Source organism: Nocardioides sp. YIM 152315, from assembly GCF_029210375.1.
GTDB lineage: Bacteria > Actinomycetota > Actinomycetes > Propionibacteriales > Nocardioidaceae > Nocardioides.
Window position 1 is genome coordinate 130,671 of sequence record NZ_JARGER010000048.1, and the last position, 17,780, is coordinate 148,450.

General features: G+C 72.5%; 19 protein-coding genes and 1 other RNA gene. 6 read left to right on the top strand and 14 right to left on the bottom strand.

What is annotated here, in order from left to right:
* Window positions 1-2: 2 nt before the first annotated feature.
* The 5 genes from PZ894_RS23040 to PZ894_RS23060 are packed head-to-tail and all read right to left on the bottom strand — an operon-like array spanning window position 3 to window position 3,924.
* On the bottom strand, window positions 3-662 hold the full coding sequence (locus tag PZ894_RS23040) for a helix-turn-helix domain-containing protein (RefSeq protein ID WP_275748376.1): 660 nt from the start codon (window positions 660-662) through the stop codon (window positions 3-5).
* Between the two features lie 19 nt (window positions 663-681).
* Window positions 682-2,490 (bottom strand): DEAD/DEAH box helicase, encoded by a 1,809-nt coding sequence (locus PZ894_RS23045; RefSeq protein ID WP_275748377.1) that lies wholly within the window; start codon window positions 2,488-2,490, stop codon window positions 682-684.
* Window positions 2,487-2,750, bottom strand: a complete 264-nt coding sequence (locus PZ894_RS23050) for a DUF3039 domain-containing protein (RefSeq protein WP_275748402.1) — start codon at window positions 2,748-2,750, stop codon at window positions 2,487-2,489. The genes PZ894_RS23045 and PZ894_RS23050 overlap by 4 nt, the downstream gene beginning before the upstream one ends.
* 25 nt (window positions 2,751-2,775) lie before the next feature.
* Window positions 2,776-3,333, bottom strand: coding sequence for a YqgE/AlgH family protein (locus PZ894_RS23055; protein WP_275748379.1), 558 nt, complete (start codon window positions 3,331-3,333; stop codon window positions 2,776-2,778).
* A gap of 57 nt (window positions 3,334-3,390) precedes the next feature.
* The gene (locus PZ894_RS23060) at window positions 3,391-3,924 is read right to left on the bottom strand and encodes a hypothetical protein (protein ID WP_275748380.1); all 534 of its coding nucleotides are present in this window, start codon (window positions 3,922-3,924) and stop codon (window positions 3,391-3,393) included.
* A gap of 152 nt (window positions 3,925-4,076) precedes the next feature.
* Here PZ894_RS23060 and PZ894_RS23065 point away from each other — a divergent pair, with 152 nt between their 5' ends.
* Complete coding sequence (locus PZ894_RS23065; RefSeq protein WP_275748382.1) at window positions 4,077-4,775, top strand: TetR/AcrR family transcriptional regulator; 699 nt, start codon at window positions 4,077-4,079, stop codon at window positions 4,773-4,775.
* Window positions 4,776-4,859: 84 nt separating this feature from the next.
* On the opposite strand, the gene PZ894_RS23070 is transcribed toward PZ894_RS23065, so the two are convergent.
* The 4 genes from PZ894_RS23070 to PZ894_RS23085 all read right to left on the bottom strand — a co-directional run bounded on the left by PZ894_RS23070 (window position 4,860) and on the right by PZ894_RS23085 (window position 8,492).
* Window positions 4,860-5,870: a DUF3048 domain-containing protein gene (locus PZ894_RS23070; protein WP_275748383.1), complete on the bottom strand. Its 1,011-nt coding sequence runs from the start codon at window positions 5,868-5,870 to the stop codon at window positions 4,860-4,862.
* A gap of 161 nt (window positions 5,871-6,031) precedes the next feature.
* Window positions 6,032-6,799 carry a 3-oxoacyl-ACP reductase FabG gene (gene fabG, locus PZ894_RS23075; RefSeq protein ID WP_275748384.1) on the bottom strand — a complete coding sequence of 256 codons (768 nt, stop codon included), beginning with the start codon at window positions 6,797-6,799 and terminating at the stop codon, window positions 6,032-6,034.
* 62 nt (window positions 6,800-6,861) lie between these two features.
* A complete protein-coding gene (locus PZ894_RS23080; RefSeq protein ID WP_275748385.1) occupies window positions 6,862-7,989 on the bottom strand; it encodes a hypothetical protein in 1,128 nt (375 codons plus the stop codon).
* A gap of 86 nt (window positions 7,990-8,075) precedes the next feature.
* Complete coding sequence (locus tag PZ894_RS23085; RefSeq protein ID WP_275748386.1) at window positions 8,076-8,492, bottom strand: HIT family protein; 417 nt, start codon at window positions 8,490-8,492, stop codon at window positions 8,076-8,078.
* 19 nt (window positions 8,493-8,511) lie between these two features.
* Here PZ894_RS23085 and PZ894_RS23090 point away from each other — a divergent pair, with 19 nt between their 5' ends.
* Complete coding sequence (locus PZ894_RS23090; RefSeq protein ID WP_275748387.1) at window positions 8,512-10,284, top strand: sodium:proton antiporter; 1,773 nt, start codon at window positions 8,512-8,514, stop codon at window positions 10,282-10,284.
* On the opposite strand, the gene PZ894_RS23095 is transcribed toward PZ894_RS23090, so the two are convergent.
* Together PZ894_RS23095 and PZ894_RS23100 are read right to left on the bottom strand one after the other, a co-directional pair.
* Window positions 10,285-11,682: a M15 family metallopeptidase gene (locus tag PZ894_RS23095; protein ID WP_275748388.1), complete on the bottom strand. Its 1,398-nt coding sequence runs from the start codon at window positions 11,680-11,682 to the stop codon at window positions 10,285-10,287.
* A gap of 53 nt (window positions 11,683-11,735) precedes the next feature.
* The gene (locus PZ894_RS23100; protein WP_275748389.1) at window positions 11,736-12,194 is read right to left on the bottom strand and encodes a carboxymuconolactone decarboxylase family protein; all 459 of its coding nucleotides are present in this window, start codon (window positions 12,192-12,194) and stop codon (window positions 11,736-11,738) included.
* Between the two features lie 74 nt (window positions 12,195-12,268).
* Between PZ894_RS23100 and sigJ the strand changes: the two genes are divergently transcribed.
* On the top strand, window positions 12,269-13,135 hold the full coding sequence (gene sigJ / locus PZ894_RS23105; RefSeq protein ID WP_275748391.1) for an RNA polymerase sigma factor SigJ: 867 nt from the start codon (window positions 12,269-12,271) through the stop codon (window positions 13,133-13,135).
* Between the two features lie 289 nt (window positions 13,136-13,424).
* Here sigJ and PZ894_RS23110 read toward each other — a convergent pair whose 3' ends face one another.
* Window positions 13,425-13,871, bottom strand: a complete 447-nt coding sequence (locus PZ894_RS23110) for an ArsI/CadI family heavy metal resistance metalloenzyme (RefSeq protein ID WP_275748393.1) — start codon at window positions 13,869-13,871, stop codon at window positions 13,425-13,427.
* Window positions 13,872-13,999: 128 nt separating this feature from the next.
* Between PZ894_RS23110 and PZ894_RS23115 the strand changes: the two genes are divergently transcribed.
* Complete coding sequence (locus tag PZ894_RS23115) at window positions 14,000-14,368, top strand: metalloregulator ArsR/SmtB family transcription factor (protein WP_345799170.1); 369 nt, start codon at window positions 14,000-14,002, stop codon at window positions 14,366-14,368.
* A 148-nt stretch (window positions 14,369-14,516) separates the two neighbouring features.
* Here PZ894_RS23115 and PZ894_RS23120 read toward each other — a convergent pair whose 3' ends face one another.
* Complete coding sequence (locus tag PZ894_RS23120) at window positions 14,517-15,176, bottom strand: hypothetical protein (protein ID WP_275748394.1); 660 nt, start codon at window positions 15,174-15,176, stop codon at window positions 14,517-14,519.
* Between the two features lie 225 nt (window positions 15,177-15,401).
* Window positions 15,402-15,772: a transfer-messenger RNA gene (gene ssrA / locus PZ894_RS23125) on the bottom strand.
* An 83-nt stretch (window positions 15,773-15,855) separates the two neighbouring features.
* On the opposite strand from ssrA, the gene ligD (PZ894_RS23130) reads away from it, so the two are divergent.
* Window positions 15,856-16,791 carry a non-homologous end-joining DNA ligase gene (gene ligD, locus PZ894_RS23130; RefSeq protein WP_275748395.1) on the top strand — a complete coding sequence of 312 codons (936 nt, stop codon included), beginning with the start codon at window positions 15,856-15,858 and terminating at the stop codon, window positions 16,789-16,791.
* A complete protein-coding gene (gene ligD / locus PZ894_RS23135) occupies window positions 16,788-17,681 on the top strand; it encodes a non-homologous end-joining DNA ligase (protein WP_275748397.1) in 894 nt (297 codons plus the stop codon). The genes ligD (PZ894_RS23130) and ligD (PZ894_RS23135) overlap by 4 nt, the downstream gene beginning before the upstream one ends.
* Window positions 17,682-17,780: the final 99 nt, after the last annotated feature.

Genomic DNA, 17,780 nt, shown 5'->3' on the forward strand with positions numbered 1-17,780 from the left:
GACTACGGGGGACTCGACGTCAAACGGGCGCTGACCTCTGCGGCGGCGCGCTGGACCTCGGGGCCGACCGCGCCCTCGTCGAGGCCGGTGTCGAGCGTGACGACGCCGACGCTGGCCTCGAGACCCGGGACGCCGCGGACCGGCGCGGCCATTCCGCGCGCGCCGGTCTGCAGCTCGCCGAGGGTCAGCACGTACGGCGTGGCGTCGCCGTCGCCGGAGCGGCCGAGCAGGATCGCCCGGCCCGCCGCGCCCTGGCCGAGCGGGTGCCGCGAGCCGACCCGGTAGCCGACGTGGAAGTCGGTCCACGTCGGCTCGACAACGACCAGCGCGTGCGCCTCCTCACCTTCGGCGATGGTCAGGTGTGCGGTGGCGCCGACCTCCTCGGCGAGCCGGCGCAACACCGGCGTGGCGACCTCGCGCAGCAGTGGCCGGACCGCCGAGGCGATCCGCAGCGCGCCGAGCCCGATCCGTAGCCGACCGCTCGCGTCACGGCGTACCAACGCATGCCGCGCGAGCGTGCCGACCAGCCGATGCACGATGGTGCGGTTGACGTCGAGACGAGCCGCGAGCTCGGTGATCGTCAGCCCGTCCGGGGCGGCGGCCACGAGCGCATCGAGCACACGGAGTCCGCGGTCGAGCGTCTGCGAAATCTCGGCGGGCACGGGGCCAGCCTAGGGAGGCTCAGGACGACTTGCGCGTGGCCCACTCGCGAATCCGGTCGATCCGCGCGTGCAGCTGCGTTGCGGTCGCGACCGCCGCGGCCGGGCCGCCGCACTCCTTGCGGAGCGCGGCGTGGGTGATGCCGTGGGCCTGGCCGGTGCGGTGGTGCCAGGCCGCGACCAGCCCGTTGAGCTCGCGCCGGAGGACCGCGAGCTGCTCGTGGGCGGAGACGTCGGAGACGGTGTCGGGCGGCGGCGCGGCGGCGCTCGCGGCCTTCTGCTTCCGGGCCCGCTCGCTCTGCCGGTGGTGGAGCAGCTCGCGGACCTGGTCGGGCTCGAGCAGCCCGGGGATGCCGAGGAAGTCCATCTCCTCCTCCGACCCCACGTGCACCTCGCCGGCGTGGCCGAACTCGCCGCCGTCGTACAGCACCCGGTCGAAGCGGGCCTCGGAGCCCATCGCCTCGAAGGAGCCCAGCAGCTCGTCGGAGGCCGCGTCGCCCGCGTTGGCCTCGGCCATCAGCTGCTCCTCGGCCGCGAAGATGTCGCCCTCGTCGTTGACCCTGCGGCCGAGCACGTGATCGCGCTGCACCTCCATCTCGGAGGCGAAGCCGAGCAGGTTGGGCACCGACGGCAGGAACACCGACGCGGTCTCACCGCGGTTCCGTGCCCGCACGAAGCGGCCGACGGCCTGGGCGAAGAAGAGCGGCGTGGACGTGGTCGTCGCGTAGACGCCGACCGCGAGGCGTGGGACGTCGACACCCTCGGAGACCATGCGCACCGCGACCATCCAGCGCTTGTCGTTGCCGCTGAACTCGCTGATCTTCTTCGACGCGGCCTTCTCGTCGGAGAGCACCACGGTCGCCGACTCGCCGGAGACGGTCTTCAGGAGCTTGGCGTAGGCGCGGGCGGAGTCCTGGTCGGTCGCGATCACCAGGCCACCCGCGTCGGGCACGTGCCGGCGCACCTCGGAGAGGCGCTTGTCGGCCGCCGCGAGCACGGCCGGCATCCACGAGCCGCCGGGGTCGAGCGCGGTGCGCAGGGCCTGGTTGGTGAGGTCCTTGGTCAGCGGCTCACCCAGCCGGGCGGCGATCTCGTCGCCGGCGCGGGTGCGCCACTGCATCTCGCCGGAGTACGCCATGAAGAGCACCGGCCGGACCACGTGGTCGGCGAGCGCGTGGGCGTAGCCGTAGGTGTAGTCGGCGACCGAGGTCGGCACCCCGTGGTCGCCCGGCGCGTAGGTGACGAACGGGATCGGGTTGATGTCGGAGCGGAACGGCGTGCCCGTCAGCGCGAGCCGGCGCGACGCCGGCTCGAACGCCTCCCGGACGCCCTCGCCCCACGACAGCGCGTCACCGGCGTGGTGCACCTCGTCGAGGATGACCAGCGTCTTGAACCGCTCGGTGCGGATGCGCATCGCGAGCGGGTTGACCGCGACCCCGGCGTACGTGACCGCGATGCCGACGAAGTCCTGCGAGGTCTTGCCCTTGCCGGCGGAGTACGTCGGGTCGATCGGGATGCCCGCCCGGGCGGCGGCCTCGGCCCATTGCAGCTTGAGGTGCTCGGTCGGCGCCACGATCGTGATCCGGTCGACCATCCGGCGTCCGAGCAGCTCGGCGGCGACCGACAGCGCGAACGTCGTCTTGCCCGCCCCCGGCGTCGCGACCGCGAGGAAGTCGCGCGGCTGGTTGTCGAAGTACTGCTTCATCGCGGCCGACTGCCACGCCCGCAGCGAGGTCGCCGTGCCCCAGGCGGCGCGCTCGGGCCAGGCCGGACCCAGCCTCGATCCGAGCGGGGCGCTGGGCTGGGGGTCGGCCTCGGGCCGCCCCGTCACGCGTCGGAACCGTGCTTGTCGCCGGAGTCCTCGCGCAGCGACTCCCAGACTTCCTTGCACTCCGGGCAGACGGGGAACTTCTCCGGCGCGCGGCTCGGCACCCAGACCTTGCCGCAGAGAGCCACGACGGGAGTGCCCATCACCATCGCCTCGGTGAGCTTGTCCTTCTCCACGTAGTGGGAGAACCGCTCGTGGTCGCCCTCATCGGTCGGGACGGTACGGCGATCCTCACGGACATCCGTGTCTGTCGAAAAGCCGATGGTGGTCACGAGCGACAAGCCTACGTCAGTTCAGCTCGGGATCGAACGGTCGCGTCGAGTGCCACGCCAGGTCACCCGGCTGGCGGCGCAGCACGTCGCGCCACAGGTCGACGGTGTCGGCGAGGAAGGCGTCGGAGGTCTCGGCCGGGACCAGGTACCAGCTGCCCTCGGCGATCTCGCCGTCGAGCTGGCCGGCTCCCCAGCCGGCGTACCCGGCGAAGATCCGCAGCCCGGCGAGACTGCCCTCGAGCAGCTCGACCGGCGTGTCGAGATCGACCAGGCCGAGCCGCCCGTCGACACCGCGGAAGCCGACCGGCACGTCGGCCGCGTCGCGCAGCAGCGCCACGGCCAGTGCGCCGTCCGCGCCGACCGGACCGCCGTGGAAGAGCACGTCGGGATCGGTGACGACGTCGGCCCACGCGTCGAGCACGTCGTGGACGCGCACCGGCGACGGACGGTTGAGCACGACACCGAGGGCGCCCTGCTCGTCGGCGTCGAGCAGCAGCACCACGGTGTCGGCGAAGTTGGGATCGACGAGCGCAGGAGTCGCCAGCAGCAGCATCCCCGCGCGCGCCTCGCTCATGGGTCCATCATCACGCACGCCGGGCGCGCCGACGACAGCCCGGGCAGGCGGGCGCGGTCAGGCGGCGCGTGCGGGCTTGAACCGGCGGAGCAGTCCGCCGGGTCGTCGCGCCGGGGCCGGCGCCGACGCGACGGAGGGCTCATACGTCGCCCGGGCGCGGCGTTCGATCTCCGCGCCCGCACGCACGGCGGCGGGGCCGACGGAGCTGACGCGTCCGGCCATCATCGCCAGCATGCTGCGCTCCTTGGCGGTGGCCTTCGCCATCGCCTCCGCCACGGCCGGCGTGCTGTGCGCGGACCGCTCGCGATCGAGGATCGCGAGCGGTCCGGGGAGCTCGTCGGCGGTCGCGTGCCAGGCGGCGACGACCGCGTCCTCGAGGTCCAGGGGCTCGGCCGCGAGCTCGCGCTCGACGCGGCCGGACAGGCGGGTGTGCCAGCGCAGCTGCAGGGCGCCGAGCAGGGACAGCTCGTCGCCGAAGGTCTCGGCGACGCCGGTCAGCTCCATCGGCAGGAGGCCGTCGCGGCGGCGGTTGGCGCTGGAGACGACGTCGCGCAGGATCTCTCCGCGACGGTGGAAGGACGTCCAGGTCATGGGTGTCACTCCTTCGGGGACAGGCGGTTCGTCCAGGCGGGACATACCGCGAGTACGTACTCACGGTATGTTTCGGTGTCGGAGGTGGGCAACCGTCCCGGCCGGTGACCCGGGTCACCCGTACCTACGGTCGGTATTAGGCTCCGGGGACCATGAGCAAGTCGTCGGTGTCCAAGCTGGTCCCCCGCGTGCCCGGCACCAACCGTCGGCAGCAGTACTCCGCCTCCACGAAGCGAGCCCTGGTCGAGGTCGCCGAGGTGCTCTTCACCGAGAGCGGCTACGCCGCCACGTCGCTGGACACGATCGTCGCGGGCGCCGAGGTCACCAAGGGTGCGCTCTACCACCACTTCAGCGGCAAGCAGGCGCTCTTCGAGGCGGTCTTCGAGCGGGTGGAGGACGACGCCGCGCGGTCGATCCAGCGGGCCCTCGAGGGCCACCGCGATCCGTGGGAGAAGGCGACGGCCGGGCTGCGGGCCTTCCTCGAGGTCGTGCAGGAGCCGCGCTACCGCCGCATCGTCATCCAGGAGGGCCCCGCGGTGCTCGGCTACGAGCGCTACCGGGAGCAGGAGGAGCGCTCGACGTTCGCCAACGTCCTCGAGATCGTGCGGTCGGTGCTCAGCGCGGGCGAGTGGGAGCTCGACGAGGCCCTGACCCAGACCTTCGCCCGGATCTTCTTCGGCGCGATGTCGTCGGCCGGCGAGTCCGTCTCCAGCGCTCCGGACCCGATCGCGGCCGCCGCGAACGTCGAGACCGCGATCGGCTTCATCCTCACCGGCTTCCGCGTGCTCGCCGAGAACGGCGCGGAGCTGCCCGCCGCCGGGGTCGACGGCGAGGGAGCCTCCGGGAGGTGACCGCTCCATGCCGCGGCGGACACCCCCGCTGGCAGCGCGGCCACCAGCCGCCCCACAGGTGATCCGCCCGGGGCCGAGGTGGTGCTACTTCGAGAAGGTCACGCTGCCGTTGGCGGCGGGCACCAGCTCGATCCAGGTGTGCCCGGCGGGGACCTTCAGCTCGCCGGCCTTGGTGGAGAGCGAGAGCGTGTCGTCGAGGCCGGACTTCGACCAGGTGCCGCGCACCAGCTTGCCGCCGTGGAAGACCAGCGCCTGCCCCTTGCCCTCGAGCTTGGTCTCCGGCACGGGATTGCCGGCAGGGTCGCGGTAGCCGGCGTCGCCGACCTGGACCTTCAGCACGAGCACGGTGTCGGCCGGGAAGTGGTCGCCGTCGGCGGCGAAGGTGTTCTGGTTGACGTAGCCCTTGCCGTCGTACGTCCAGTTCGTGGTGTGGCCGCCGCCGAAGCCGGCCGCGATCTTCGTCGCCTTCTGGCCACCGGGGAAGTCCTTCTCCTCACCCCACGGCAGGTAGTCGGCGGGCCGGCCCTCGCCCTCCCCGGCGGCGTCCGCGACGCTGGTCAGGTCGGCGAAGACGTTGTACGGCGCGCTGCGGGCGTTGTCGCGCGCCAGGCCGGCCGAGCCCTCGGGGAAGAACTGGATGCCGGCGCCCTTGACCCGCGCGATCGTCTGGGCGGCCGCGCCGCTGGTCACCACCGAGGCCTTGACCGGCGAGACGATGCCGATGTCACTGGCGCGCATCGAGCGCACCGGCCCGACCCTGGACGGCAGCTCGGAGTAGTAGAACGCCGCGAGCCGAGTCAGGCCGCCCTCGACGAGCTCCTCGACCACCAGGTCGGCCTTGCTCAGGCCGAGCTGCGGCGAGCTCGCGTCGGTGTTGTCGATCTTCGTGACCAGCACCGGGTGGCCCGTGTCGACGTCCGCGTCGCCGCTGGCCGGGAGACCCGTGAGCGGCCACGTCGAGACCACCTTCTCGCCGCCCGCGACCTGCTGGGCGGCCGGCGCCTTGTCGTCGGAGGAGTCGCTGCCGCCCCCGCAACCGACGAGCAGCAGGCTCGACGCGGCGAGGACGGCGGTGGTCAGCTGGGCACGGCGCACGGGACGCTCCGTTTCGTCAAACTCGTGTGTTCCGATCGACTTCAAGTGTGCGGGCGCCGGCCGGCACTTCGGCGGAGGCGCGCCCGGGAGATCGGATCGGCCGTGGATGGCGGGACCCGAGGGTACGAGGGGGACGGCTGGACCCCGAAATCAGCCGTCCCTCACCCGAGCTTGGCGCCGCCGTCGACGTACAGCGTCTGGCCGGTGATGTACGACGCCTCGTCGCTGCAGAGGAACGCGGCCGCGGCGGCGATGTCCTCGGGGTAGCCGACCCGCTTGACCGGGTTGGCCTCGGCGCTCATCTTGCGGAACTCGTCGACGTCGATGCCCAGCCGCGCGGCGGTGGCGTCGGTCATGTCGGTGGCGATGAAGCCGGGCGCGATCGCGTTGGCGTTGATGCCGAACGGGCCGAGCTCGATGCCCAGCGTGCGGGTGAGGCCCTGGATGCCCATCTTGGCGGCCGAGTAGTTGGCCTGGCCGCGGTTGCCGAGCGCGGAGACGCTCGAGAGGTTGAGGATCTTCCCGTACTTCTGGGCGACGAAGTGCTTCTGGGCGGCCCGGGTCATCAGGAACGCACCGCGCAGGTGGACGTTCATCACCAGGTCCCAGTCGTCGTCGCTCATCTTGAAGAGCAGGTTGTCGCGGGTGACGCCGGCGTTGTTGACGAGGATGTGGATGCCGTCGAGCTCGGCGACCACCCGCTCCACCGCGGCCTCGGCCGACTCGGTGCTGCTGACGTCGGCGGCGATGCCGATCGCCTTCGCGCCGTCGACGAGCGGCAGCTTGGCCGCGGCCTCCGCCGCCGAGGCCCCCTCGAGGTCGAGGATCGCGACCGAGGCGCCCTCCTGCGCGAACCGGGTGGCGGTCCCGAACCCGATGCCACGCGCTGCCCCGGTGACGACGGCGACCCGTCCGTCAAAACGACCCATCGGTGGTGCTCCTGCCTCTCGACGTCGGCTGTCGAGCACACCCTAGTGGGGGCGGAGACCGGTCAGTACCCGGTGGGTCGCCGCTCGCCGTACGGGAGGACGGCCGCGAACGCCCGGTCGCGAGGCAGCACGACGAGCCGGCGCTCCTTGCCGGTGCTGGGGTCGAAGCTGGCCAGGGCCGACCTCGGCGCGGCGCCGTCGCAGTTGATCGCGTGCTGGAGCGTGAGGCGGCCGTCGTGCGCGTCGACGAGCAGCACGTTGCCGACCGCGTGCGGGACCTCGACGTGGGTGATGCGCCCGTTCGGGTGCCGGCGGCCGAGGTAGGCGTAGCCGCACGGCCCGGCGACCTGCACGTAGAGCCGGCCGTCGGCGCGACGGGCGTCCAGGTGGCCGAGGTCGCTGCGCTGCGGGTGCCGCCGCGCGGTGAGGCGGGTGTACGTCGCCGCGTGCATGTCGACCAGCCCGAGCGTCGTGGCGCCGTGGGCCAGGCAGGTCACCAGCACCCGGTGGTCGTCCCACCAGCGCACCGGGGTGCATCGGCGCGGGGTGGGGATCACGGTCTGGACGCTGCCGTCGGCGCTCGACAGCAACCGGATCGCGCGCTGGCGCCAGCTCGGACCGTGGGTGACGAGCCCGGTGCCGTCGGGAGTCGGGAGCACGGGGCCGTCGACGTCGGGGGTCAGGCGGGTCACGGCGCCGTCCGCGGACACCCGCTTCAGCGGTGCGCGGGTGTCACGGCCCTCGTAGTCGACCGTCAGCAGGCCGTCGCCGTCCGGCGCCAGGATCACCTCGGCCACCCGGTCCGGCAGGCGCGACCGGGTGACGTCACCGGTGGTGACGTCGACCCGCAGGACGACGCGGTGGGGTTGGTCCACGGTCAGCAGCGCCGTGCTTCCGTCGGCGGACCAGTCCACCAGTCGCCACCCGGGCCTCAGGGCGCGGCCGACCCGGGTCCGGTCGCCGTCCGGCGCGACCAGCTCGAGCCTCAGTCGCTCGCCGCGGAGGCCCTCCCGGCCCGGTCGGCCCTGCTCGACCGCGGCGAGGTACCACCCCTCACCGGGGGCCGGCAGGTCGGCACGAGTGGCCGGGGCCGGACGAGCGGGCGGGTCGGTCGGTACCGGCGCGCTCCCCGCCGGGCCTGGCGCGACGAGGCTCGCGAGCGCTGCGGTGGCGGCGATCAGGGCCTTCATGGGTGGATCCTCCGAGATGGGTTCGAGGTCGCATGGTCAGTGGGGAGACGCGCGACGACGCCGTTCGGTTGCGCCGGCCTCCGGGGTCACAGGACCGCACGCAGGCGGGCGGCGTACTCGGCCGCCTCGCCGTCGGCGTACGTCGTGCGCGGCCAGAAGAAGCCTCGCAGCCCGTCGCCCTTGGTGCGGGGGACGACGTGCACGTGCAGGTGCGCGACCGACTGGCTGACGACGTTGTTCATCGCGACGAAGCTGCCCTGGGCTCCCAGCCCGTCGACGACGGCGGTCGCGAGCCGCTGCGCCGCCCCGAGGAACGGGTCGCGGAGCTCCGCGGGCAGGTCGGGCAGCGTCACGACGTGGGCGCGCGGCACCAGCAGCACGTGTCCCTTGAACACCGGACGCCGGTCGAGGAAGGCGACCACGTCGGGCTCGTCGAGGACGACGTCGGCGGGGACGTCGCCCGCCACGATCGCGCAGAACACGCACTCGACCCCCGACGCCATGGCAGGAAGGCTAGCGTCCATGGACTACGCACTCCTCGCCGTCGGCGCCGTCCTCTGCATCGCCGCCGTGACCGCCGTGGCGCCGCGGGTCGGGGTCGCCGCTCCCCTGCTCCTGGTCGTGATCGGCGTCGGCGTGGGCGCCCTGCCGTTCGTCCCGACCGTCGAGGTCGAGCCGGAGTGGATCCTGATGGGGGTCCTGCCACCGCTGCTCTACTCGGCGGCCGTGTCGATGCCCGCGATGGACTTCCGGCGCGACCTCGGCGCCATCAGCGGGCTGTCCGTGCTGCTGGTGGTCGTCAGCTCGGTCGTCATCGGGATCTTCCTCGACATCGTCGTGCCCGGCATCGACCTGGCCACCGGCATCGCGGTCGGGGCCATCATCAGCCCGACCGACGCGGTGGCGACCACGATCGTCCGACGGCTCGGCGTCTCACCGCGGATCGTGACCGTGCTCCAGGGCGAGAGCCTGCTCAACGACGCCACCGCGCTGGTGCTGCTGCGGTCGGCGGTGGCGGCGGCGGGGACGAGCGTGTCGATCCTCGGCGTCGCCCTCGAGTTCGTGATCTCGGTCGTCGTCGCCATCGTGGGTGGGCTCCTGGTCGCCCGGCTGAGCCTGGTCGTGCGCCGCAACGTCAGCGACCCGACCGTCAACACGGCGATCTCCTTCGCGGTGCCCTTCGTCGCCTACCTCCCGGTGGAGCACGTGGGGGCCTCCGGCCTGGTCGCCGCCGTCGTCGCGGGCCTGCACACCGGCCTGGCGGCGCCACGCTTCCTCGCCCCGCAGCACCGGATCACCGAGGAGCAGAACTGGCGCACCATCGAGCTGCTCCTCGAGGGCGGTGTCTTCCTCCTGATGGGGCTCGAGCTCGACGGCCTGGTCGACGACGTCCGGGGCGAGCACGACGTGCTCGCCGACGCGATCTGGACCGGGGCCGTGGTGGCCGTGCTGGTCGTGCTGGTGCGCGCGGCGTACGTCGCCCCGCTGCTGTGGGCGCTGCACCGTCGCCGCAAGCGGGTCTCCGGCATGCGCCAGGGCCTCGTGGACTGGCAGGACAGGATCACCTCCGGCGAGGTGCCCGACCGCTCGCTGCGCGGACGTCGACCGCACTCCGCCGAGGAGGAGCGCAGGCTCGCCGAGGCGATCGAGCGCCGGGGCGAGCAGTTCCAGAACCGGATCCGGCGGGCGATGGCCGACATCGACTACCTCGCGGCCGCGCCCCTCGGCTGGCGCGAGGGCACCATCGTCGTGTGGGCGGGCATGCGTGGCGTCGTGACGCTGGCCGCGGCGCAGACGCTCCCGCACGACACCCCGCACCGGTCGCTGCTGATCATGATCGCGTTCGTCGTCGCCGTCGGGACCCTCGTGGTGCAGGGCGGCACGCTGCCGCTGGTCGTGCGAGCACTGGGCCTGGTCGGGACCGGTCCGTCCGCACCGACCGGGGAGCGCACGCGGCTGCTCGTCGAGCTCGCCGACGCCGGCATGAAGGTGCTCGACGACCCGGAGCTGGCCCGGCCCGACGGCGCGTCGTACCGACCCGCGGTCGTGGAGCGGGTGCGCCGACAGGTCGTCGTGCCGGACGACACGATCGGGTGGACGGAGGCCCGCGGGCACGACGAGGAGTACCGCACGCTGCGGATCGCCGTGATCGAGGGGATGCGGGACACGCTCGTGCGGGCGCGCGACGACGGCGCGTTCGACTCCTCGGTGCTCGAGGGGGCGCTCGCGGAGCTCGACGCGGACCAGATCAGCCTCGAGGTGCGGGGCGGGCCGATCCGCGCCGAGGAGGGCTGATCAGTCGCAGAAGCGTCGGCAGGGCGCCGGTCCGCCCTGCGCGGCGAGCAGCCGCTGGGGGCCGCCGGCGTAGTCGAAGTGCTGGGTGTCGCCGTTGCCGAAGCTCCAGCGCAGCCCGTGGCGCGCCATCAGCCGGACGACGGCGTGCGACCGGGAGCGCCACGCGACGAGCCGGTGCGAACGCGCCTGCCACCAGCCGTTGGGCACGACCCCGTGGGCCGACCGGTAGGGGTTCTCCCAGGTGTTGACGTCGAGCGACCGGCCCCACGCGTGGGGCGACCGGCGGCCGGAGCGGCCGACGACGTCGCGGCAGTTGAAGGCGGAGGTGTTGCCGGCCGCCATCGACCGGTAGTCGTCCCCGCCGCGCAGCCGCTTGCTCCAGCCGAAGCGGTCGACGCGGTACATCGACAGGATCGGCAGCCTCCGGTCGTACATCTCCGCCAGGGCCGCGCCCATCGCCGCGGCCGCGCTCGCCGCGGCGACGATCTCGCCGCGATGCCGGTAGCCGTCGTAACCCCAGTAGTTGACGCGGACGATCCGAAGCCCGCCGCGCCCGACCGGGCAGCCGGAGTGCCAGGTCACGCCCGTCATCTGCCGCCACACGCCGTCGCCGATGCGACGGATCCGCACGTGGGCGCCGTCGCCCACCGCGCGCCGCTGCGGCGGTAGGTCGACCCGCGGCCGGGGTGCTGCCGTGGGCAGCCGGACGGGCCGGACCGGCGGCTCGTTGTCGACGCGGTGCGCCTTGCTGCGGTCGGCACGGACCCAGTCGAGCCGGGGCGCCCGCGCCTGCCAGCGCGAGTCGCGACGGGGAGCCACCTCGAGGACGGCCCGGCCCCCGGCGTCCGTCTGCACCGCGGCGTACTCACGCCACGGCCCCTTCCCCTGCCGGCGATAGATCGCCACCTCGCCGGCCAGCGGGAGGTCGGTCTCCGTGCGCCACCGGACCCGCAGCCGGATCGACCGCTCGTCGACGACAGTGCGAGGCCCCGACAGCGAGACCTTCGCCCCGCGCCGCTCGATCGACATCGCCGCCTCCGCCGCTGCCGGGGCGTGGGCGGCGTCGCCGGCGTACGACGCGCGCAGCGTGTTGTCGTCCGCCACTCGCGCGACGGGCAGCTGGGCGCCGGCGTGGCCGGTGGCGTCGGTCACCAGCGTCGTGACCGGCTGCCACACCCCGCCGGCGCGGCGCTCGAGCAGCACCGACGCGCCGGCCACCGGCGCGCCCGTCTCGTCGTGGAGCGCGACCGCGACGTCGGCCGGGTCGTCCGCGAGGGCCTTCCCGGTCGAGAGCTGGAGGGTCGTCGCGGTGAAGGCGGAGGCCCCCGACCACGGGCCGAGCCCGGTCACCAGTGCCAGGACGCAGCACACGACGACGGTCCGCCACCCGAGAGACATGCCGGGGGTCCTTCCCCCCTGCCGACGTTCCAACCCCCGGCCTCGTGGCTGGCTCAGGGCGTCCAGGCGCCCGCGACCTGCCGGGTGGCGGCGTTGAGCCGGTTCCACACGTTCACGGACGTGACGGCGATGAGGATCGCGCTCAGGCCCTGCTCGTCGTAGTGGCGCGCCGCCTCCGCCCAGATGTCGTCCGGGACCGGGTCGCCCTTGTCGGCGACGCGGGTCACCGCCTCGGTGAGCTCGAGCGCCGCGCGCTCCGCGTCGGTGAAGTACGGCGCGTCGCGCCAGGCCGCGACCGACATCAGCCTCTCGTCGCTCTCGCCCTCCTTCTTCAGCGCGGTGCCGTGGAGCACGACGCACACGCTGCAGCCGTTGATCTGGCTCGCTCGCAGGTGCACGAGCTCGAGCGTCTGGGTCGGGACGCCCAGCCCCTCGGCGGCCTTCGCGTACGCCGCCAGTCCCTTCATCGCCGCTGGGACGAGGAACACCGGGTGGGTCATTCGTGCCTGCATGGCCTGTCTCCTGTCATGTTGTCCGTGTCCGGTTCGTCATCTGGTTGACGGATCACGAGGGAGGAACCTGACAGATGACCCAGGAAGCACTGGCCGACCAGTTCGAGGAGCACCGCACCCACCTGCGGGCGGTCGCCTACCGGATGCTGGGCTCGACGACGGAGGCCGACGACGCCGTCCAGGAGGCGTGGCTGCGACTGGCCCGCTCGGACACCTCGGAGGTCGAGAGCCTGCGGGCCTGGCTGACGACGGTGGTCAGCCGCGTCTGCCTCGATCACCTGCGCTCCCGCAAGGCACGGCGTGAGGAGTCGCTCGAGGGGCACGTGCCCGACCCGGTCGTGACCCGCCTCGACGCCGACCCCGAGGCCGCCGCCGAGCAGGCGGACGCCGTGAGCCTCGCGATGCTCGTCGTCCTCGAGGCCCTGCCGCCGCGCGAGCGCACGGCGTTCGTGCTGCACGACATGTTCGGGGTGCCGTTCGAGGAGGTCGGCCGGATCGTCGGTCGCTCGGCCGCCACCGCCACCCAGCTGGCCTCCCGGGCCCGCCGCCGGGTCCGCGAGGCGGCGCCGGTGAGCGCCGACCTGCCGACGCAGCGCCGGGTGCTCGACGCCTTCATGGCGGCCTCGCAGCGCGGCGACTTCGACGCGCTGATGGAGGTCCTCGACCCCGACGTCACGCTCCGCGCGGACCTCGGCGCGGCCGGCGAGTCCCGCGTCGTCCGCGGTGCCGCCGGCGTCGCCGGCCAGGCGCTGCTCTACGCGCAGCTGGCCCGGCAGGCCGTCCCCATCCTCGTCAACGGCCACGTCGGGCTGCTGTCCGTCGTCGACGACCAGGTGGCGTCGGTCTTCAGCCCCGCCATCCGCGACGGCCGGATCGTCGAGATCAACATCGTCGCCGACCCCGACCGGCTCGCCGCGCTCGACCTGCGCGGCGTCGTGTAGCGGGTCGTCAGGGTCCGAGAAGGCTCAGTGGCAACACACCATCGACTGTGGTGTGCGCCGCCGGAACCGAGTCCGCGCCACGTGGCGCGCGCGGCCGGCCAGCTGCCGCCACGTGTTCGGGTGACAGCACCTGGCGAGCTTGGCCAGCCGGGACCGCCGGCCGAGCTCGAGGCGATCGCGGACCGCCTCGGCAACGAGCGCGCGGGTGGGGTCCAGTGAGGTCATCGGTGTCTCCGTTCGTGCGGGGCGGATGCGGGCGTGGGGCGCGGTGGTCCGGCCCGCCGTGAGGTCAGCAGCAGCCGGACCCGCTGGTTGCGCCGGCGCAGTCCAGCGCGGCGAGGTCGGCGTTGGTCTTGCCCTCGAGCTCGGGGTGGGCGTCGGCGAGGACCACGTAGTTCTCCCAGCGCTGGCCGTCGGGGCCGGTCACCCAGTGCTTGTCCTGGCGTGCGTAGCAACACACGACGTCGCCCTCGACGTCGAGGGTGAGTCCGGCGCCCTCGAGGCGGTCGGCCTCGGCCTGGACCTCGTCCATCGAGGTGCGCTCGACCCCCACGTGGTTGAGGGTGCCGGTGGCCTCGGGGTTCTCGAACAGCACCAGCTTCACCGGCGGGTTCTCGACGGCGAAGTTGGCGTAGCCGGGCCGCCGCTTCGCTGGCGGGGTGTCGAAGAGCGTCGAGTAGAAGTCGACGGCGGTGTCGATGTCGTCGACGTTGAGGGCGAGCTGGATGCGCGACATGGGCCTCTCCTATGGAATATCCATCGACGACTGTCGATGAGTGGGCTGGATCCCACTGTACGAAACCATTGATGGAAGTCAATGGATTTGGCACAATGAGTTACCGACCCCGTGCGAAGGAGGCCCTGGTGGGCGTGAAGGAACTGCCGCTTCTGGACCAGCCGGCCCAGGCGATGGCTGGGGGCACCTGCTGCACACCACTGGTGCTCGAGCCGCTGCCCGAGGCGGACGCCGCCGTTCTCTCCGAGCGGTTCGCCGCTCTGGGCGACCCCGTCCGCCTCCGGTTGGTGTCCCTGCTTGCGAACGCCGAGGCCGGCGCCGTGTGCGTGTGCGATCTGACCGAGCCGGTCGAGCGCTCCCAGGGCACGGTCAGCCACCACCTCAAGGTGCTCTCCAAGGCGGGCCTGGTCGTGAGCGAGAAGCGGGGCCGGAACATGTGGTACTCGATCGTGCCGTCCGCGCTCGAGTCGCTCCGGGCAGCCCTCGCCACCCGATGAGCCGGGGGACGCCGACCGGCGGCAGCAGCGAGCCGGCCGCTGCGAAGGCGCTTCCTGTACGCCGCCTTCTGGGAGCGTCGCGAGTAGGAGTGTCTTCCTGGTGGGGGTCTCCCCGGCGGTTGACCGGGAGACATCAATGCGCCGAGTGCTACAGCCGTTTCAGCCAGTGGTGGTCCGGGACGAGTGCCTCCAGCGACGTCCGCATCCAGGCTCGGCGATCGGCGGTGAGCGTCGGCAGGGTGGCGTCGAAGTCGGGCTCGTCCTTCTTCCGCCGGAGGCGTGCCTTGTAGACGAGGACGATCTCCGGAAGCAGGTACCGGATGCCGTCGTCCGCGACCCAGGTGACGTTGTCGACATCGTCGACGTGGTCGGCCAGGACCTTGTTGGTCCACCTACCCTCGGCATCCGGGGTGAGCGGCATGTCGACGATCCAGGGAGCGGCAGCGTGCTCGCGAAGCCACAACTGGCTGCGGGGCTCATCGACCGTGGGCCAGCGCTCCCCGAGCGGGTGAAGGACTCCGCCGACGTTGTTCCACACGTGCCAGCGTCCCTTCATGAACTCGACGAACGCGGGGACGTCGCACGCCAGGATGGAGACATCGGTGTCCTCGTGCTCTCGGCGGTAGCCGGTGGCGGCCTCGATGGCCCAGCCGCCGACGACCCACCAGGGGCGGTCGAAGCCCTCCATCTCTCTCGCGAAGGTGGGCGGGCTCATGGGCTCCCATGCACCGTAGAGCGCCATGAAGGCGTCCTCCTCGGCCTGCTCGTCAAGGGTGCGAGTAAGCGAGACTCGGCTGGATGACGTCATGGGTCAGAGGTCCTTGCGCATGTGCACCTCGTCGCGACCGGGGGTGGGGACCGACTCCCACCGGAACAACGGAGTCGGTCATGGGCGCGATGCTCTCACGCGGCCCGCACGGGTCGAGCGCCCGGCGTACCCAAGGACCGGGACCCGAAGCAGAACTACCCGGACCCCACGGGGTCCGGGTAGTTCGGGTGGTCCGGATCTCCGGAGAGATCGCAGGTGGAGCCGAGGTGGAGCTGCGGGGAATCGAACCCCGGTCCTCGAGCGTCGAACCAGGTCTTCTCCGGGTGCAGTCCGTGCCGTCGCATTTCTCGGCCCCGGGGCTCGCACGGACACGTCCCCGACAGGCTCAGTCACGGTTGAGTCCCGCTCACCCTCCGTGACGCGGAGTGAGCAGCAAGTCTCCTAGATGACGCCAGGGTCCGGGACGGAGACGGATGCCCGGTCTGACGCTTCGATCACCGCTCAGGCGGCGAGAGCGAAGGAACTGCGCTTAGCGTTGGCAGTTATAGGTTTCCAGCGATCGTTTACGAGATGACGCTGGCTCCTCGACCCGCTTCCCCTGGAACTAACGTCCCAAGTCGAAACCGATCAGCCCCTCTTGAGTTGTGCAGCCAGTCTAGTTGCTCAACTGCGGCCGGGCACGCGGGTATTCCCCTCCCCCGCGGGGTACCACCGTGTCGTGCCCGACGTGCCCCAGCCCGCGCTCGCGACCCTGAGCCACGAGCGCGACTGGTCGGACGGGTGGATCTACGAGCGCAAGCTCGACGGGCAGCGGTGCTTGGCGGTGCGTACGTCGCGGGGCACCCACCTCTACTCGCGCAGCGGCCGCGACGTGACGGTCGCGTTCCCCGAGATCGCGGAGGCGCTGGAGCGACAGGCCTCGACCGACTTCGTCGTCGACGGGGAGGTCGTCGCGTTCGAGGGGTCGCGCACCAGCTTCTCGCGGCTCCAGCCCCGCATCCACCTCAGCAGTGCCGAGAAGGCACGGCGCAGCGGCGTGGCCGTCTACTTCTACGTGTTCGACGTGCTGCGCACCGACGGCGACGACGTACGCCGCGAGCGGCTGCTCGACCGCAAGCGTCGGCTGCGCGGGCTGCTCACGTGGGAGGAGCCGATCCGCTACACCCCGCACCGGGTGCGCGGCGGCGAGGAGTGGTTCGGCCGCGTGTGCGAGAAGGGCTGGGAGGGCCTGATCGCCAAGCGCGCCGACTCGTCGTACCCGACCGGGCGCACGAAGGACTGGCTGAAGTTCAAGTGCGAGAGCGGGCAGGAGCTGGTGATCGTCGGCTGGACCGACCCGGAAGGGTCCCGGGTGGCACTCGGCGCCCTGCTGCTCGGCTACCACCGCGGCAACGACCTGGTCTACGCCGGGAAGGTCGGCACCGGCTTCAGTCAGGCGGTCCTCCGCGACCTGCACGGCCGGCTGGCGGAGCTCGAGCGCGGGGACTCGCCGTGCACGGTCGGCCAGCTGCCGCGCAAGGACGTGCACTGGGCGGAGCCGGAGCTGGTGGCCGAGGTCGCCTTCACCGAGTGGACCGGCGCGGGCCAGCTGCGGCACCCGCGCTACCTGGGGCTGCGTACGGACAAGCCGGCGAGCGAGGTGGTGCGCGAATGAGCGCGCGCGGCGATCTCGTGGTGGCCGGGGTCGAGATCAGCAAGCCCGACAAGGTGCTCTTCCCCGACGACGGCGTCACCAAGCTGGACCTCGCTCGCTACTACGAGGCGATCGCCGGCCGGATGCTGCCCTTCCTTGCCGGCCGCCCGATCAACATGCAGCGCTTCCCCGACGGCATCGGCGGCGCGTCGTTCTACGAGAAGAAGGTGCCCTCGCACTTCCCCGACTGGGTGCGCACCGTCGAGGTCGACACCGCCGACGGACCGCAGCGACAGGTGGTCGTCGACGACACGAGGTCGCTGGTCTACCTCGCCCAGCAGGCCTGCCTCACCCCGCACACCTGGCTCAGCACCGCCGACGACCTCGACCACCCCGACGAGATGGTCTTCGACCTGGATCCCTCCGACGACAACCTCCGCAAGGTGCGGCGCGCCACCCGGATGGTCGGTGAGTTCCTCGACGACCTCGGGCTCACGCCGTACCTCAAGACCACAGGCTCCCGTGGCTACCACGTCGTGGTGCCGCTGCGGCCGGCCGCGGACTTCGACGAGGTGCGTGGCTTCGCGCGCGCGGTCGCCGAGCGGCTCGTCGAGCGCGACCCCCACCTGCTCACGCTCGAGGCGCGCAAGGCCAAGCGCGGCGACCGGGTCCTGGTCGACATCATGCGCAACGGCTACGGCCAGACCGCGGTGCCGCCGTACGCCGTACGCGCGCGGCCGGGCGCGCCGGTCTCGGCGCCGATCGGCTGGGACGAGCTGTCACGGGTGACTCCGGCGCAGGTCACGGTGGCGAACCTGTCGCGTCGGCTGGCCGCCAAGGAGGACCCGTGGCGCGGCTGGCGTCGGCACGCCAGCGGGCTGGGGCGAGCGCAGAAGCAGCTGCCGTCGTGAGCTCGCTGGTGGGCGAGACCGTGGTCGCCGTTGCTTGTGTCATGTCGCAGGACATCGGTGACGAATCTGCATCAGGACATCGGTGACACTTTGAATCGT

Bases quoted from the DNA above. Each gene is read 5' to 3' on its own strand.
- PZ894_RS23055 (WP_275748379.1), bottom strand. From the start codon at position 3,333: ATGAGCGAGGCGCGCGCGGGGATGCTGCTGCTGGCGACTCCTGCGCTC.
- PZ894_RS23060 (WP_275748380.1), bottom strand. From the start codon at position 3,924: ATGACCTGGACGTCCTTCCACCGTCGCGGAGAGATCCTGCGCGACGTC.
- PZ894_RS23065 (WP_275748382.1), top strand. From the start codon at position 4,077: ATGAGCAAGTCGTCGGTGTCCAAGCTGGTCCCCCGCGTGCCCGGCACC.
- fabG (WP_275748384.1), bottom strand. From the start codon at position 6,799: ATGGGTCGTTTTGACGGACGGGTCGCCGTCGTCACCGGGGCAGCGCGT.
- PZ894_RS23080 (WP_275748385.1), bottom strand. From the start codon at position 7,989: ATGAAGGCCCTGATCGCCGCCACCGCAGCGCTCGCGAGCCTCGTCGCG.
- PZ894_RS23085 (WP_275748386.1), bottom strand. From the start codon at position 8,492: ATGGCGTCGGGGGTCGAGTGCGTGTTCTGCGCGATCGTGGCGGGCGAC.
- PZ894_RS23090 (WP_275748387.1), top strand. From the start codon at position 8,512: ATGGACTACGCACTCCTCGCCGTCGGCGCCGTCCTCTGCATCGCCGCC.
- PZ894_RS23095 (WP_275748388.1), bottom strand. From the start codon at position 11,682: ATGTCTCTCGGGTGGCGGACCGTCGTCGTGTGCTGCGTCCTGGCACTG.
- PZ894_RS23100 (WP_275748389.1), bottom strand. From the start codon at position 12,194: ATGCAGGCACGAATGACCCACCCGGTGTTCCTCGTCCCAGCGGCGATG.
- sigJ (WP_275748391.1), top strand. From the start codon at position 12,269: ATGACCCAGGAAGCACTGGCCGACCAGTTCGAGGAGCACCGCACCCAC.
- PZ894_RS23110 (WP_275748393.1), bottom strand. From the start codon at position 13,871: ATGTCGCGCATCCAGCTCGCCCTCAACGTCGACGACATCGACACCGCC.
- PZ894_RS23120 (WP_275748394.1), bottom strand. From the start codon at position 15,176: ATGACGTCATCCAGCCGAGTCTCGCTTACTCGCACCCTTGACGAGCAG.
- ligD (WP_275748397.1), top strand. From the start codon at position 16,788: ATGAGCGCGCGCGGCGATCTCGTGGTGGCCGGGGTCGAGATCAGCAAG.